The following is a 15430-nucleotide window of genomic DNA, read 5'->3' as shown; positions in this document are numbered from 1 at the left end:
CGAATCTGGCATGTCGGGCAATAGTCTCGAAAAATACCGCGTGGTCACATAAAAATCGCGCCCACGAATCGAGGCAGAGATGAGCGACGCTGAGCAGGACCTAGACATTGCCATCGGGCACTACGCAGAGCTTCTCGCGTCGAACCTTCACGCGCAACGTGCGGCTCACTTCCCTCCTGACGCCAAGAAGGTCATGCGCAGCCTGACCAGCGGTGAAGCGGCCGAGTTGCTTGGGGTCGACCATACCTATCTTCGCAAGCTTCATCGAGAAGGAAAGATCGCTGAGGTCGAAACGACTGCGGGAAGTCACCGTCGTTATACGCTGGATGATGTCTGGGACATCCGCCACGCCCTTGAGGCAAATGCAAAAAAGCCTGGCACCTACGTCCCGGGACGTCGTGGCGGGGATGAGCTTCAGATTATCTCTGTCGTCAACTTCAAGGGTGGGTCAGGCAAGACGACCACGTCAGCGCACTTGGCGCAACGCTTGGCGCTCAAAGGATATCGGGTGCTCGCGATCGACCTCGATCCTCAGGCTTCCCTTTCCGCGCTGCATGGCATCCAGCCTGAATTGGACCTGATGGAGGGCGGGACCCTCTATGACGCGGTGCGCTACGATGAGCCGGTTCCGATTTCGGAGGTGATCCGCAAGACCTACATCCGCGGTCTTGATCTGATTCCTGGCAACCTCGAACTCATGGAATTCGAGCACGAGACGCCTGCCGCTATTCAGCGGGGTGGTGCGCGCGCCTTTTTCGCGCGGGTGCGTGATGCGCTCGACAGTGTCGAAGCAGACTACGACGTCGTCGTCATCGACTGTCCCCCGCAGCTCGGCTTCCTGACCATGTCCGCCCTGTCGGCATCCTCCGGCGTCCTTGTAACCGTTCACCCGCAGATGCTCGATCTGATGTCCATGTCGCAGTTCCTGCGCATGACCGCTGATCTGCTCGGTGTCATCCGGGATGCCGGCGCAAATCTTCGTTTCGACTGGCTGCGGTTCCTACCGACCCGATACAAGGTGGGCGATGCCCCACAGACCGAGGTCATTGCCTTTATCCGTGGACTGTTCGGTAGATCAGTCCTCACCAACCATATGGTTGAGTCGACGGCTATCTCTGACGCGGGGCTGACCAAGCAGACGCTCTATGAGGCCGACAAGAAGGACTTCACGCGTCAGACATTCGACCGCGCAATCGAGTCCATGAACGCAGTCAACGACGAGATCGCTGAGATCATCCAGAACACGTGGGGCCGAAATGGCAAGAAAGCCTAAACTCGGGCTGCCGTTGCAGACCCTGCGCAACGCGCCGGACGCACTGGAAGGGCGCAGGCTGCGCGGCGGCGTCTTCGAAATCGAGCCTGACCAAATCGAGACCGCAGGTCGGCTTGATGACCGTTTGCACATCGAGACCGAGGGTCTCAAAGCCTCGATTTCCAAGAATGGTCAGCGCGTGCCTATACTTGTCCGGCCGCTTGAGGGTGAGCGTTACAGCCTAATCTATGGCCGTCGTCGTCTGGAAGCTTGCAGGGAACTCGGGATCAAGGTCCGCGCCATCGTCACGGAGATGGAGGGTGATCAGGCCCTTCGCGATCAGCTTTTGGAGAACCAGGAGCGTCGGGACCTTAGCTTCATCGAACGCGCGCTTGTCGCCACTGCCTTGCTCGACGGTGACCATCTGAGCGCATCTGAACGCACAAACAAGGGGGTCGCCGAGGTTCTCAATTTGACCGAGGCGGGCGTTTCTCAGCTGTTAAGCGTTGTTCGCACCGTGGGGGAGGACTTGATCCTAGCCATTGGCGCGGCACCGGGCATCGGAAGGCCGCGATGGGAAGAACTCAAGAAGTTGCTTGGGTCTAAGGATGTCGATCGCGAACGGCTTGCCGCTTTGGCCGGTGAGGCGAAGACCACCCACCAAGGTGGGATAAACGAGAAATCCGATAATGCATTTTTGGCCGTCCTCTCCGCTGCAGGAAAGCCTGAGCAGACCTCGCCCTCGCCTCGCCCTCGCGGGCAACCTGGCATGGTTATTCCAGGCGTCGGCGCAGCTACTGTCACGACTGGACGTGGCGGCAAGCAACTTAAGCTCGAGTTGAAAGCGGAGGATAGTGATTTCGTCAGCTGGTTAGAGGGCCATGCCCCGCAGTTGATCGCCGAGCTTCACGAGCGCTGGAAGCGTTCGGAAGACTGAGGAAGAGCAACAAACAAAGGAGGCACGAGACAGGCAGAAAAGAAAAAGGCCCCGAGAAGCAAGCTTCACGAGACCTTTCTAAGGTTTCGCACGGGACCAGCCCGTTACAAAACTTCAGTTTTCGCACCTCTGAATGTAGCGATCTGGCCCCTTTCCCGCAAGCGCAAAGCGATTCGCGGGCCAGGGAAATTTTGCCTTCGTGAACTAAAAGCATGGAGTACACACCGATTTCGCCGTTTATGCGGCCGATCTCGCACGCTCATCTGCGCGTAGTCGAGCGACCCGAGGCGTCCGTTCCTGGCAAGCCCGTCAACAAGTGGGAGCTCTTGCGCGAGCTGTCCAAGGCGCAGGCTGCCTTTGGGGTTTCCGAGCGCGATCTGACGGTTCTCCAGGGGCTGCTCAGCTTCTTTCCCGACGATGCGCTTGGCGTGAACGCCGAGATGGTTGTCTTCCCGTCCAACAAGGCGATCTGCGAGCGACTGAACGGCATGCCGTGCTCCACGATGCGCCGTCACTTGGCCCGCCTGGTCGAGGCCGGTTTGCTGATGCGACGCGATAGCCCCAACGGGAAACGCTATGTCCGCAAGCAAGGCGAAGAGCGTGTGGCTTTCGGCTTCGACCTCTCGCAGCTCTACTGCCGGTCCGAGGAGATCGCGCGGGCCGCAGAGGCCGTGCGTGAGGCAGAGGAGCGTGTCAGGCGGTTGAGGGAGGTCGTCAGCCTTATGCGGCGCGATCTCGCGGCCCTTGCGGAGTTCGGAGAGGAGATCCGGCCTGACCTTGGCCTCTGGGATCAGATGCGGGACACGGCCGCCCTCACGGCACGCGCCCTTCGCCGCAAGCTGTCACTTGAGGACCTCTTGGCTTATCGGGTCAAACTTGAGGCCCTTCTCGATCAGGCGCGGAACGTTATCGATGGCCCTGAAACGGAAGAAATGAACACCAATGATGCCCGTTTTGAGCGCCACCTTCATAATTCAAATAAAGAATCTATGGATTTTGAACCTGCCTTAGAAAAAGGCGGGGCGGCGGCCGGTGCGCCAGATGATGAAACGGATGCGCCTGCTGCAGACGTGGAAGAACCGGTTACACGACAAGTACCGAAAATCCCCCTCCATCTCGTACTTGCCGCCTGCCCTTCCCTCAAGACCTTCTATCAGGGCGATATCCGGCACTGGCATCAACTCTTCGATGCGGCGTGCCACGTCCGACCTGCAATGGGGATCAGTGCATCTGCCTGGGAAGAAGCGCAGCGGTTCATGGGCCCTGAGCAGGCGTCGATCGTGGTCGTCGCCATACTGGAACGCTTTGCCGACATCCGATCGCCCGGTGGCTATCTCCGCGCGCTGACATCCAAAGCCGCAGCTGGCGATTTCTCCTGTGGGCCGATGGTCATGGCGCTGATCGGTCGGCGGAGTGCGGCTTAACAGCTGTTAAGTTCAGATCGTCCATGGCTCGCGTGTCATGACTTAACAGCTGTTAAGTCGGCTCTTGGCAGCCACAGGATGTTCGAGAGAGAAAGGAGGGCAGGTTTGAGGGGTGACGGGAAGTGAGATCGGGAGAGTGGCTTCCGACGCCCGTCGTGGAGAAGATCTGATGGCGAAAGCAACCCAGAACATCGTCCTGTCCCCGTCGCGGGACATCCCCTTCAACAAGCTTGTGCTGAGCCAGTCCAATGTGCGGCGCATTAAGGCCGGCGTCTCGGTCGAGGAACTGGCCGAGGACATCGCACGGCGCGGACTTCTGCAGGGGTTGAACGTGCGGGCTGTTCTCGATGCCGATGGTGTCGAAACCGGGATGTTCGAGATCCCGGCCGGTGGCCGCCGCTTCCAGGCGCTGTCGCTCCTGGTGAAGCAGAAGAGGCTGGCGAAGGCCGCGCCGATCCCCTGCATCGTGCGGGATGCTGCTTCCGACATTCTGGCCGAGGACGACTCGCTGGCAGAGAACATGCAGCGCGTCGCTCTGCACCCGCTGGACCAATTCCGCGCCTTCGTGGCCTTGCGCGAGAAGGGTCAGAGTGAAGAAGCGATCGCCGCGGCGTTCTTCGTGACGCCGCAGATCGTCAAGCAGCGCCTCAAGCTCGCCTCCGTCGCCCCTGCCCTGCTAGAGGTCTATGCCGAGGATGGCATGACGCTGGAACAGCTGATGGCGTTCACGGTGAACCCGGATCATGCGCGCCAGGAACAGGTCTGGGACGCGGTGAAGAACTCCTGGAACAAGGAGCCCTATGCCATCCGGCGCATGCTGACGGAGACCTCGGTCCGAGCTTCGGATCGTCGCGCGGTGTTCATCGGTGTCGATGCCTATGAGGCGGCGGGCGGTGTCGTACTGCGTGATCTCTTCCAGGGTGACGACGGTGGCTGGCTCGAGGACCCTGCCCTACTCGACCGGCTCGTCGCCGAGAAGCTTCAGGCAGAAGCCGAGGCGCTTTCCTCCGAGGGCTGGAAGTGGATCGAGGTGGCGGCCGACCTGCCCTATGGCTACAGCCACGGTCTGCGGCGTCTGGCCGGTGATCATGCGCCGATGACAGACGAGGAGAGCGCGTCCCATGCGGCGTTGCTCTCCGAATACCGCGCGCTGGAGGAAGAGTATTCCGGCCAGGATGAATATCCCGAGGAGATCGACGCTCGGCTCGGTCAGTTGGAAATGGCGATGGAAGCGCTCGAACAGCGGCCGCTGAACTACGACCCGGCCGAGGTTGCGCGCGCGGGCGTGTTCGTGACGCTGGATCGGGACGGCAGTCTTGCGATCTATCGCGGGTATGTCCGGCCCGAAGATGAGCCTCGCGAGGAGACCGCGGTCCAGGATGGTGACGGCGCGGATGCCGTGGGGCAGGGGGATGATGTCGGTGTTTCTACCTGGAAACCGTCGGCGACCTCCGCCGGAGGCACCGTCATCACTTCGGGTGGTCAGCCGATCGGCGCTGAACCTTCCGACGAGGAAGACGACGGTGCGCTGAAGCCGTTGCCTGAGCGGCTTGTCATGGAACTGACCGCCCACAGGACCCTCGCACTGCGTGAGGCAATCGGGCGTTCGCCGGAGGTCGCGCTGACGCTCCTGCTCCTGAAACTGGTGACGGACACCTTCCGCACCTCCTCGGCCTCGGGCAGCTGTCTCGAGGCTTCGGTGCGTCACGTCTACATGTCTGCGCAGTCGCCCGATCTGAAGGACAGCGTCGTGGCGAAGCTCGTCGACGAACGTCATGCGGCCTGGGAGGCCGATCTGCCTCTAGGCGATGATGCGGAGCTCTGGGACTATCTGTCCGTTCTCGACCAAGGCAGCCGTCTGGCGCTGCTGGCGCATTGCCTCAGCTTCGGGATCAACGCGCTCCATGAGAAGGTGAACCCCTATGGGGCGGGCATCTCCGCCAGCGGTCTGACCCGCCGCATGGCTCATGCCGATCTGGTGGCCCGTGCCGTCGAACTCGACATGGTCGAAGCGGGCTGGGAGCCGACGGTCGACACCTATCTCAACCGTGTGCCCAAGGCCCGCATCCTCGAGGCCGTGCGCGAGGCGAAGGGGGAGGGGACTGCGCAGCTTCTCGATCACCTCAAGAAGGGCGAGATGGCAACGGAGGCCGAGCGGCTTCTCAAGGGCAGCGGTTGGTTGCCCGAGGTCCTGCGTCGGGCCGATCTGGCGGCAGGCGACGGCGAGCCGATCGTAGAAGGGAAGGGGGAGGACGCGGGCGAGCCCGAAGATGTCGATCTCCCGGCTTTCCTGACGGCCGATCTGCCGAACGGCGACGCGTCGATGCTGGCGGCAGAGTGATCTGAGCCTTCCGGGGGCGGGTTTCCCCGCCCCTCATTCCAACAAAACACAGCAATATCAATATGATGAATGCGAACGCTCGCATTCGGGATGAGGAATCATGTCTGCAACAACCATCATCGACACAGCCCCTCTCGGGGCGCTGATCCGCTACACCGACGGCAGTCCCAAGCCGCCAGCACGGTTCACCAAGAAGCTTGCCGCCTGGGAGCGTTCGAACGGCATCGGCCGTCTCGTGAAGAAGGAACCTCCCCGGGTCTATCCGACTTGGACGGCACCAGCCTCCTTCACGCTCCATGAGGGGAACTTTTCCTCGGACGGGCTGATCCTCGTCACCATCATGCGCAGCCATTCGGCCGACAGCCGTCTGGTCTTCGAGTTGGCCGAGGAGCCGAAGGCCGGGCAGGTCCGCGTGCTTCTGGACTTCGGTGGCAACACCGAACTGCTGCATCTGGCGGAGTCCGTTACCGCGGCCGAGCTCTGGATTGCGCGGGAGGGCTATCGCAACGCGCGGTTGGAAATCGTCGGCGCCCAGGACGACGAAAGGGCACGGGGCGCAGACCTGGCCGCCTGAGCCCTGACAAGGCGTGAGGGGCCTACCCATGGGCGGGCCTCTCACCGACCAGACCTTCGTCCCGTGAAATCGCGGGGCGCCGAAGGATCCATCCCCCAAGAAGGAGGTCTTCAGCCAAGAGCCTGCCCGGGAGGCTGGCGGCGTTCAAAGCATCAGCAGGACAATCGGCTCCTGACGTTGGGGCACCATCCCCCGCTCGCCATTCCCTTCCTTGCCCCGAATCCCGTCTTCGAGATCAACCCGCGAGGGGTCGGACTACGGGCGAGCCCGTGCCGCCGAGTGGATTCGGACGAGCCGAACGCACCCGGTGATGTCAGCCAGTCTTCGGGCCTGCGGGGTCCTGTCGCGCGGGGGATGGTCCCCCGCCTCCAAGGCAGGAGCCAAACAGATGTCCCGCAAAGATGCACACGCCTTCGCCGCCTCCCTCGCCGCCACGCTCATGGTCTCGATCGTCGTTTTCCAGGCAGGGGATGGAACCTTTGGCGCCGTCCCCGCCGATGAAATCGACGGAGACGAGGTCGTGATCGTCTCGGAATACGATCCCTTCGGGTGAGGCTTCGGCCTCACTTCCCCAGGGCTGAGGCGCAGGAAAGATGCGCCAGCCAGCCGTCAACCGCCTTGGTGATCGGCATGTCTTTGAGGAGAATATTGGGTGTAAACTGGACTCAATGACGATATGTTGTATCTATGCCAGTCGATTTCTCTGCCTTATCGCCCTCTGAGTTCGAGGCGCTTTCAGCCGATCTTATCGGTCGTGCTCTAGGTATTCGCTTTGAGCAATTCGGCGAAGGAGCCGATGGTGGAATAGATGGACGTCACGCACCGCAGGCAGAATGCCTGACTATCCTGCAAGCCAAGAGATACGAAAAGTCTGCGATCGCTGCTTTGAAGAGTGAGATGTCGAAGGAGCGAGCGAAGATCGATCAGTTGGCGCCGGATCGCTACATCCTGGCAACGTCTGTAGCGATGACGCCACAACGGAAGCAGGACCTCATGGAGATATGTGGCCCCGCGGTCCGCTCTCCAGGAAACATCTTTGGGCGCGAAGATCTCGAGGCGCTGCTGCGTGCTCATCCTGACATCGAAGAGGCTCATCCCAAGCTATGGACCCCCGCGAGCGGGCGTACCCTGAAGCGGATGCTTAATGAGACATTGGATGAGCGCGAAGGCCGCGTGAAACCTCCCTCGATCCTTCAAGCGCTGCTTCCGAAGCTAGGTACAGGCAGCAAGGTGGAGGCTGAAGCGGAAGCGCAGAGGGATACTCTGTTCCTCGTCGGAGCACGTCCCGACCACGACCAGTTCATTCTATGGCTTGGTCCAAAGCTCGAAGCGCATGGGTATCGCGTCTTTTCCGAGATCCTGACCCTCGAGCCTGGAGATAGATGGCATAAGGAGATTGGAGTGGCGCTGGAGCACCGCGCTGTGAAGGTGCTGGCGGTGGCGGGCGCGGCCACTCGCGCCAACGAAGACGCTATGGATCTGATCGACAGGGCGAAGACGCTTGCCGCAAGTATAGGTGACGCTCGGTTGATAATCCCGCTACGGATCGAGGAGGGGGCCAAGATTGATGGTCTCCGCGATGCGACGCCTGTCGATTTCACGAGCGGCTGGGCGGAAGGGCTTTCGAAGCTTCTCGAGACGCTGCGCCGCCAACGAGTGACGTGCCGTCGTGAGAACATCACGGTCGCAGCCCAATGGGACAGCTTCCGAAAGCGTGGTGCTGTTCCGCTGGTGCACGAGCCAGAATCCTTGGTCTCGAATTGGATTCAGATCTTGGAAATGCCCGATGAACTCCACTTTTACGAGGCGACGGGAGCGGTCCAAACCGGCGTCCTTAAGAGACGGGTGCAAGGGCTGTCGTTTCCCGCCGTCGCGCATGAGCGAGGCGTGATCACTTTCGCAGCGCCGCCTGATATTGAGGAAAGCCTCGGAGGTGTGGCGAAGTTGCGCCTGCGTACATCAGTGCCGGTTGTGGATGCGGTGGATAAGGGTATGCCCGAGATCGGTGTCGCAGGGCGCGATTTGTCGAACATGCTCACGGGCCTGCTGCGCGATGGATGGGAACGGCACTGCAGGAAGATCGGCATGGTCGCTTACGCGTATTCCAACGGCGATGGTTTCCATGTGTCCCCCCGCCAGGTTGGAATTGGTGAACGGGTACCTTGGGGCCGGCAAGGCGAGCGCCGGTCGTCGATGCTGCGCAACATCGCCCGAAAGCATGTCTGGTCGTATGGGGTTACAGCGATTCCTCGGAACTGGCCTTTCTGGCACTTCCGCCTGAAGGCGCGCGTCCTTTTCGCGGAAGACAACGATACAGAGCAGGGCGGACGCATAGACGACCCGAAGAAGATGCATCGCCTTCGCAGATCGGGCTGCAAGGGTTGGCGCAACAAGCAATGGCATGGGCGGCTTCTGGCATTTCTTCAGATCATGTCTGGTGAGTCGGCCTTTATTCGGGTTTCGCTGGCTCCGGGCCAGGACATGCTTCTTTCAGCTGAGCCACTTCTCTTCACGTCACCGGTCAGCACCGCACTTCCAGACGTGGGCGACCCGGATGCCGAAGAGCAGGACGAAAGCACGCTCGGTCGGCCAGGGGCTGACGACGAAGATGCTGTGCCTGAAGGAGACGGTACATGAGGTTTTCCGAGGCACACTTGATCGTGGATCACTTCGACGAGCCAGAACTCGACTTCTCCCATGACCAGAGAAGTCACCACCCAAAGGATGGCCTTTATCTATATGGACCTCATGACGGTCCCAGGAAGCCTCGAGAGGTTCGAATTGGGGTTGTCGGAACGTCGGTCGGGATCGGCCACTTCCGCTCTTGGAGCCGACGGCTGCTTTCGGGGATACCGGTGCCGCCTCCGGGGCCGACGGAGAAGAAGGACCGCCTTCATCTCGCGGATTTCGCCGGGCTCGAAGAGACATTCGGCGTTACGTTCGATCCAGATCGGCTCAGGGCCCTGACGGTCGAGTTCGACGCTATCGAGCGCGCGACGAGGGTGCAGAACATGCACGAGGCCGTCGATGCGGTCGCCCGTATCTACACTGAGCGCGTCCACAAATTCAGGCGGAACGAAGAGGGATCGATCGACGTATGGATATTCGTCGTGCCCGAAATAGTCTACGAGCGCTGCCGTCCGGAATCGAGGCGGACCGGTCTGACCCTCGTCGCCGGAAAAACACCCAAGAAGCAGCGCGCAAGGTCACCCCAGTCATTCCTTTTCATGGACGAACGGTTCGACCCGCACATCGAGGACGTGTTTGACGACATTCCCGACTTCCGTAGGCACATTAAGGCGACCTTGCTCTCGATCGCGCCATCTCAGATCCTGCGCGAGTCGACCCTCGAACCGACAGCGTTCACCAACAATGCGGGCTATCCCAAGCGAACCACCCAAGACCCGGCGACAGTGGCGTGGAACATCGCGACGGGGCTTTACTACAAGACTCAGGACCGACCGCCCTGGAGGCTGTCGAACGTGCGCGAAGGGGTATGCTACATCGGGATGGTCTACAAAAACCTCCCGAACAACCGCGATAATCACGTCTGCTGCGCGGCGCAGATGTTTTTGAGTGAAGGCGATGGCGTGGTGTTCCGCGGCGCGAATGGCCCTTGGAAGACCGGCGAATACGAGTACCATCTAAACGCCCACGCCGCGGAAGAGCTCTTAGGAACTGTGATCGAAGCGTATCGGGACCTGCATTCCGAACCGCCCAAGGAGCTCTTCATCCATGGGCAGGCGTCATTCAACGACGAGGAGTGGAATGCCTTCTGTCGCGCGGCGCCGAAAGGGACGAATGTCGTCGGTGTACGGATCAGGCCGACGGGTGGTGACGCAAAGCTCTTCCGTGCAGGCGACTACCCCGTGATCAGGGGGACGGCCTTAAATCTGGACGAGAAGAACGCCTACCTTTGGACGAGCGGCTACGTCCCACAGCTGGATACGTATATCGGGCCTGAAACACCCAACCCGCTTATGGTGACGATCTTGCGCTCAAAGCATCGTCAACCAGAGATGCGGACGGTTCTTTCTGACATCATGGGACTGACAAAGATCAACTATAACTCGTGTAACTTCAACGACGGGCTGCCGGTAACGGTTCGCTTCGCGAAGATGGTCGGCGACATCCTTGTGATGGGTTCGGCGCGGGAGGGCGGACCGCAGCCATTCAAATTCTATATCTAGCGGGGCTGCTTTCGGGAATGTGCTCGGATGCGGACAGCCTGTTCAAAGGGTAGCCGTCCTTCTCCTAGTGCTGATCATGGGGCGCGTTTTGATGTAGGGTGCCCTCAACTTATGGCTAGTTCGCTCGAGGTGTTACCCGCTTCTATGAGCTCCACGAACTATCACGGTTGACCTGCACCCCGCTGGTCCCTCATTCATAACGAGAGTCTGCAGTTTGGATTTCGGTATTCGGCTTGGTCGTCTGGTGACCTGCCCCCCGCGAAATCCCTCACCGTAATGTAGAGTCTGCGCCAACTCTGAAGGAGCAGACACATGCGAAAGAGCCGTTTCACCGAGGCGCAGATCATCGGGATGATCAAGGAACAGGAAGCAGGGATGCCGACAGCGGAGGTATGCCGCAGGCACGGGCTGAGCACAGCGACATTCTACAAGCTCAAGTCCAAATATGGCGGGATGGAAGTGTCCGAGGCGGCAAGGCTGAAGGCCCTCGAAGACGAGAATGCTAAACTCAAACGCCTGTTGGCCGACACCATGCTCGACAACGTCGTGTTGAAAGACCTGCTGGGAAAGAACTGACGACATTGATCAAGCGGCGAGATGCGGCGCTGCAGGTGATGCGGGATCATGACATCTCGCAGCGCCGGGCGTGCAGGCTGGTTGTAAGCGCCGTCTGGACCCCACGTTGCTGCTGATGGCTTCGGCTGCGAGGTGATCTCCATCTCATGATGGGGAGTGCGTTTCGCAATGTGCGCTACAAATTCGTTTCTCAAATCGCTGGGGGTCGAGATCTATGCGTCGGGTCACCGCCGTTGGCCGGATGAGGCAAAGGCCTTGGCTGTCTCGATGACCCTGGAGGCTGGTGCCACGGTGAATGCCGTGGCGGAGCGGTTTGGCATTCTGCCCAATCAGCTCTCGGCTTGGCGACGAGAGGCCAAGCAAGGCAAGCTTGTGCTGCCTGCGGCCGAAGTCGAGGAACCTGTCTTTGCACCTCTCGTCGTTTGCGAGGTCGCCGAGGAGGAAGCGCATCCGAAGGTAGCATCGCAGGCGGCCCCGATCAGGATCATTCGGGGTGCTGTCGTGATCGAACTCGCGCATGACATCCCCGCGGCCCGCATTGCCGAGATCGTCCATGCGCTGGAGGCGCATCCATGCTGATGCCCTCGCAGGGCGTGCGGATCTTGGTGGCGACGAAGCCGGTCGACTTCCGCAAGGGGCATGACGGTCTGGCGGCGCTGGTCCAGTCGACGCTGGCCGAGGACCCGTTTACCGGCACCGTCTTTGTCTTCCGCTCGAAGCGGGCCGACCGGTTGAAGATCCTGTTCTGGGACGGCAGTGGGCTCGTGATGGCCTACAAACGACTGGAAGAAAGCACCTTCACCTGGCCCGCGATCCGCGACGGGGCCATGACGCTGAACCGGGCGCAGTTCGAAGCCCTGTTTGCCGGGTTGGACTGGCGTCGGGTGCGGTCTCTGGAGGTGCGACGACCGGCTGTGGCAGAGTGACTCGGCCTCGGGAATGCCCGGGCATCGGCGCCCCGAGCACGGTATAATTCGGCCATGCCCGACGCCCCGCCCATCGACCTGTCCGCGATCCCCGAGAGCCAGCGCGCCGCGGTCCTGGCGGTGCTGCAGGAGCGCGATGCGCTGAAGGAAGCGAACCGCCGGCTGGAGCATCTCGTGGCAGAGCTGAACCATGTCGTACATGGCAAGCGGTCCGAGAAGCTGAGCGAAGACGACCGGCAGCTGGCCTTCGAGGACCTGGAAACGGCCGTCGCCGAGGTCGAGACCCGCAAGGAGCAGGCCGCGCCATCCACCAGAACCCCGCGCCCGGCACGGCAGCGCAACCTCGGTCATCTGCCTGCGGACCTGCCGCGCATCGAGCGTGTCATCGAACCGGCGAGCCTCGATTGCCCGTGCGGCTGTGGCCGCATGCACCGGATCGGTGAGGACCGCACCGAGCGCCTCGACATCGTTCCGGCGCAGCTCCGCGTGCTGGTCGACATCCGGCCGAAGTATGCCTGCCGGATCTGCACGGACGGGGTCATCCAGGCGCCCGCCGCACCTTGGCTGATCGAAGGCGGGATGCCGACCGAGGGCGCCATCGCCCACGTGCTGGTCTCGAAGTTCGCGGATCACCTGCCGTTCTACCGCCAAAGCCAGATCCTGGCGCGCTCCGGCATCCAGGTCGACCGCAGCACCCTGGCGGACTGGGCCGGCACAGCAGCCTTCCACCTCGGTCCTGTCGCCGACCGGCTGGCCGAACATCTGAAGGGATCGACCAAGCTCTTCATGGATGAAACGACTGCCCCGGTGCTCGATCCGGGACGAGGCCGAACCAAGACCGGCTACCTCTGGGCGCTTGCCCGGGATGACCGTGGATGGGGCGGAGAAGACCCGCCCGGTGTCGTGTTCACCTACCAGCCCAGTCGCGCAGGAGCGCATGCCGAGCAGATCCTGCAGGGCTTCGACGGCATCCTGCAACTGGATGGCTACACCGGTTACGATCGGCTGACGCGCCCGTCCCGCAAGGGCGGCGCGCCGATCACGGTTGCCCACTGCTGGGCACACGCTCGCCGCAAGCTGAAGGAAGTCTTCGACCGGGATGGATCGGAGATCGCTTCCGAGGGGCTGCGCCGGATCGCCGAACTCTACCGCATCGAGGCCGAGATCCGCGGCATGGGCCCGGGCCAACGTCTGTCCGCCCGCCAGGCCCGCAGCGCGCCTCTCGTCGCCGAGTTCGGTGACTGGCTGCAGGCACAGCGCTTGCGCATCTCGGCCAAGTCGCGCCTCGGCGAGAAGCTGACCTACATCCATCGCCAGTGGGGCGGTCTGCAGACCTTCCTCCACGACGGCCGCGTCGAGATCGACTCCAATGCCGTCGAGAACCTGATCCGACCGATCGCGTTGACGAGAAAGAACGCTCTCTTCGCCGGCCATGATGAAGGCGGCCGCACATGGGCCCGCATCGCCTCCCTGATCGCCACCGCGAAGATAAATGGCGTGGAGCCCTTCGCCTATCTGCGGACGACCCTCGAAGCCATCGCCGCCGGTCACCCGGACAGCAGGATCGACGAGTTGCTGCCTTGGAACTTCAACCCGTCAAGCTGATCCCGCGTGCGGCGCAGACAGCGCTTACGGCTGGTTGGTGTCGATCCCAAGACAGTCCGGCGAGAACGCCCGCCGGACTGCGCAGATATCCGCAAGGAGATGCAGGAGATCGCCGCCAAGCGGCGCAGGTTCGGTTACCGCCGGATTGGCGTCCTTTTGGAGCGCAAGGGCATGAGCATGAACCACAAAAAGCTCTACCGGATCTACCGCGAGGAAGGGCTGTCCGTGAAAAGGCGGCGCGGTCGCAAGCGAGCGTGTGGCACAAGAACCCCGATGCCATCGGCCGCGGGCGTCAACGCGCGCTGGTCGTTGGACTTTGTATCCGACAGCTTCGGTGCCTCGCGGAAGTTTCGGATCCTCGCCGTGATCGACGATTGCACGCGCGAATGCCTGTGCCTCGTGGCGGACACCAGCCTCTCCGGGGCAAGGGTTGCCCGGGAGCTCAGCGCCCTTATCCGGGTCTACGGCAAGCCCGGCTGCATTGTCAGCGATAACGGCACAGAGTTCACCAGTCGGGTGATCCTGAAATGGGCCGATGAGAATACCGTGCCGTGGCACTACATCGATCCGGGTAAGCCCCAGCAGAATGCGTTCATCGAAAGCTTCAACGGCAGCCTGCGGGACGAGTTGCTCAACGAGGAGATCTTCGACAGCCTGGACGACGCACGGAGAAAGCTGGCGCTCTGGCGCTACGACTACAATACCGACCGCCCGCATTCGTCCCTGGCCAACCAGACGCCGCAACAAGCGCGCCGGACGCTTGAGCAATTTGAGGGCTCCGCGCCCGGCGCGCTTGCGCAAGACGATGAAGCCGAATACCCAAATCCAACCTGCAGACTCTCGTTATGAATGAAGGACCGGCAGGGGGCAGGTCAGCCGCTAGCGGTGTGCTGGGCTTTGGGTCAAACAGTCCCGATTGGCAAGGAGACATGGTCTGGCATGGGCTCCCCGCATCTCTCTGTCTTCTGGGCCATCCCTTCGACTGACAATCCCCTAATCCCGTTCGGTCTCCTGCGCGCAACCCCGCGTCAGTCCGGGCCGTGTTGGACGCCTTTGGCGTCCTGCCCGCTCCACCCCGGTCCTCTGGGGGTGTCCGGTGTCCATGCTGTCCACCGTGCACGCGTCACCCGACGGGCTTTTTCAGGGTCTTGTCGAAGGGACGGTCCCGAAGACAGGAAAAACAGGAGCTTATCATGCAGAACATCGTCATCCTCGCCGGCAACATCGGTCAGACCCCCGAAGTCCGCACCACCCAGAGCGGCACCAAGATCACCAACTTCAGTCTCGCCACCTCGCGCCCCCGCCTCTCGGAAGGCCGTGTGATGCGCGACGAGAACGGCTACCGTGTCATGGACACCGAATGGCACCGCATCACCTGCTTCAACGGTCTCGGCAAGACGGTCGCGGAGCATTGCGAAAAGGGCATGAAGGTCCTCGTCCACGGCCGCATTCACTACACCAAGTGGATCGACAGCATGGGGAACGACCGCTACGGCTGCGAGATCATCGCCGAGAAGGTCGACTTCCTGAGCCGTCCGAAGTCGGCCGAGAACGAAAACCCCGAACTGGTCGACCGCGACGATGAGATCCCGTTCTGAGGAGCGG

Annotated in this window: 12 protein-coding genes and 2 pseudogenes; all 14 read left to right on the top strand. The window is 61.7% G+C overall.

From position 1 onward, the window contains the following. The first annotated feature begins 79 nt into the window (after nt 1-79). The 14 genes and pseudogenes from repA (at nt 80) to QNI11_RS26895 (ending at nt 15423) form a co-directional block, all read left to right on the top strand. Nucleotides 80-1273 (top strand): plasmid partitioning protein RepA, encoded by a 1194-nt coding sequence (gene repA / locus QNI11_RS26960; RefSeq protein WP_088716082.1) that lies wholly within the window; start codon nt 80-82, stop codon nt 1271-1273. Next, complete coding sequence (gene repB / locus QNI11_RS26955) at nt 1257-2189, top strand: plasmid partitioning protein RepB (RefSeq protein ID WP_283984050.1); 933 nt, start codon at nt 1257-1259, stop codon at nt 2187-2189. Before repA ends, repB begins: the two co-directional genes overlap by 17 nt. Nucleotides 2190-2401: 212 nt before the next feature. Continuing rightward, nucleotides 2402-3613 carry a plasmid replication protein RepC gene (gene repC, locus QNI11_RS26950; protein WP_283984049.1) on the top strand — a complete coding sequence of 404 codons (1212 nt, stop codon included), beginning with the start codon at nt 2402-2404 and terminating at the stop codon, nt 3611-3613. A gap of 169 nt (nt 3614-3782) precedes the next feature. Further along, nucleotides 3783-5954 carry a ParB/RepB/Spo0J family partition protein gene (locus QNI11_RS26945; protein WP_283984048.1) on the top strand — a complete coding sequence of 724 codons (2172 nt, stop codon included), beginning with the start codon at nt 3783-3785 and terminating at the stop codon, nt 5952-5954. Nucleotides 5955-6054: 100 nt separating this feature from the next. Beyond that, nucleotides 6055-6528 (top strand): hypothetical protein, encoded by a 474-nt coding sequence (locus tag QNI11_RS26940; RefSeq protein ID WP_283984047.1) that lies wholly within the window; start codon nt 6055-6057, stop codon nt 6526-6528. A 388-nt stretch (nt 6529-6916) separates the two neighbouring features. Continuing rightward, on the top strand, nt 6917-7081 hold the full coding sequence (locus tag QNI11_RS26935) for a hypothetical protein (protein ID WP_007803240.1): 165 nt from the start codon (nt 6917-6919) through the stop codon (nt 7079-7081). A gap of 134 nt (nt 7082-7215) precedes the next feature. Further along, on the top strand, nt 7216-9165 hold the full coding sequence (locus QNI11_RS26930; RefSeq protein ID WP_283984046.1) for a TIR domain-containing protein: 1950 nt from the start codon (nt 7216-7218) through the stop codon (nt 9163-9165). Next, nucleotides 9162-10718 (top strand): hypothetical protein, encoded by a 1557-nt coding sequence (locus QNI11_RS26925; protein ID WP_283984045.1) that lies wholly within the window; start codon nt 9162-9164, stop codon nt 10716-10718. The genes QNI11_RS26930 and QNI11_RS26925 overlap by 4 nt, the downstream gene beginning before the upstream one ends. 312 nt (nt 10719-11030) lie before the next feature. Continuing rightward, nucleotides 11031-11377 (top strand): annotated as a pseudogene (locus QNI11_RS26920) (transposase); the annotation flags it as partial. 172 nt (nt 11378-11549) lie between these two features. Further along, a complete protein-coding gene (locus QNI11_RS26915) occupies nt 11550-11873 on the top strand; it encodes a transposase (RefSeq protein ID WP_283983825.1) in 324 nt (107 codons plus the stop codon). Next, nucleotides 11867-12220: an IS66 family insertion sequence element accessory protein TnpB gene (tnpB, locus tag QNI11_RS26910; protein WP_259969301.1), complete on the top strand. Its 354-nt coding sequence runs from the start codon at nt 11867-11869 to the stop codon at nt 12218-12220. Before QNI11_RS26915 ends, tnpB begins: the two co-directional genes overlap by 7 nt. A gap of 54 nt (nt 12221-12274) precedes the next feature. Next, the gene (locus tag QNI11_RS26905) at nt 12275-13825 is read left to right on the top strand and encodes an IS66 family transposase (RefSeq protein WP_283980626.1); all 1551 of its coding nucleotides are present in this window, start codon (nt 12275-12277) and stop codon (nt 13823-13825) included. 21 nt (nt 13826-13846) lie between these two features. After that, a pseudogene (locus QNI11_RS26900) lies at nt 13847-14674 on the top strand (IS3 family transposase); the annotation flags it as partial. A 344-nt stretch (nt 14675-15018) separates the two neighbouring features. Further along, the gene (locus QNI11_RS26895) at nt 15019-15423 is read left to right on the top strand and encodes a single-stranded DNA-binding protein (protein ID WP_008335991.1); all 405 of its coding nucleotides are present in this window, start codon (nt 15019-15021) and stop codon (nt 15421-15423) included. The last annotated feature ends 7 nt before the right edge of the window (nt 15424-15430 follow it).

The organism is Sagittula sp. MA-2 (genome assembly GCF_030126985.1).
Classification (GTDB): domain Bacteria; phylum Pseudomonadota; class Alphaproteobacteria; order Rhodobacterales; family Rhodobacteraceae; genus Sagittula.
Note: the sequence above shows the minus strand (reverse complement) of the source record. Positions and strands in the feature narration are given on the sequence as shown.

Coding starts and splice junctions, on each gene's coding strand:
- QNI11_RS26940 (WP_283984047.1), top strand. CDS start 6,055: ATGTCTGCAACAACCATCATCGACACAGCCCCTCTCGGGGCGCTGATC.
- QNI11_RS26930 (WP_283984046.1), top strand. CDS start 7,216: ATGCCAGTCGATTTCTCTGCCTTATCGCCCTCTGAGTTCGAGGCGCTT.
- QNI11_RS26945 (WP_283984048.1), top strand. CDS start 3,783: ATGGCGAAAGCAACCCAGAACATCGTCCTGTCCCCGTCGCGGGACATC.
- repA (WP_088716082.1), top strand. CDS start 80: ATGAGCGACGCTGAGCAGGACCTAGACATTGCCATCGGGCACTACGCA.
- QNI11_RS26905 (WP_283980626.1), top strand. CDS start 12,275: ATGCCCGACGCCCCGCCCATCGACCTGTCCGCGATCCCCGAGAGCCAG.
- repC (WP_283984049.1), top strand. CDS start 2,402: ATGGAGTACACACCGATTTCGCCGTTTATGCGGCCGATCTCGCACGCT.
- QNI11_RS26925 (WP_283984045.1), top strand. CDS start 9,162: ATGAGGTTTTCCGAGGCACACTTGATCGTGGATCACTTCGACGAGCCA.
- repB (WP_283984050.1), top strand. CDS start 1,257: ATGGCAAGAAAGCCTAAACTCGGGCTGCCGTTGCAGACCCTGCGCAAC.
- QNI11_RS26935 (WP_007803240.1), top strand. CDS start 6,917: ATGTCCCGCAAAGATGCACACGCCTTCGCCGCCTCCCTCGCCGCCACG.
- tnpB (WP_259969301.1), top strand. CDS start 11,867: ATGCTGATGCCCTCGCAGGGCGTGCGGATCTTGGTGGCGACGAAGCCG.
- QNI11_RS26895 (WP_008335991.1), top strand. CDS start 15,019: ATGCAGAACATCGTCATCCTCGCCGGCAACATCGGTCAGACCCCCGAA.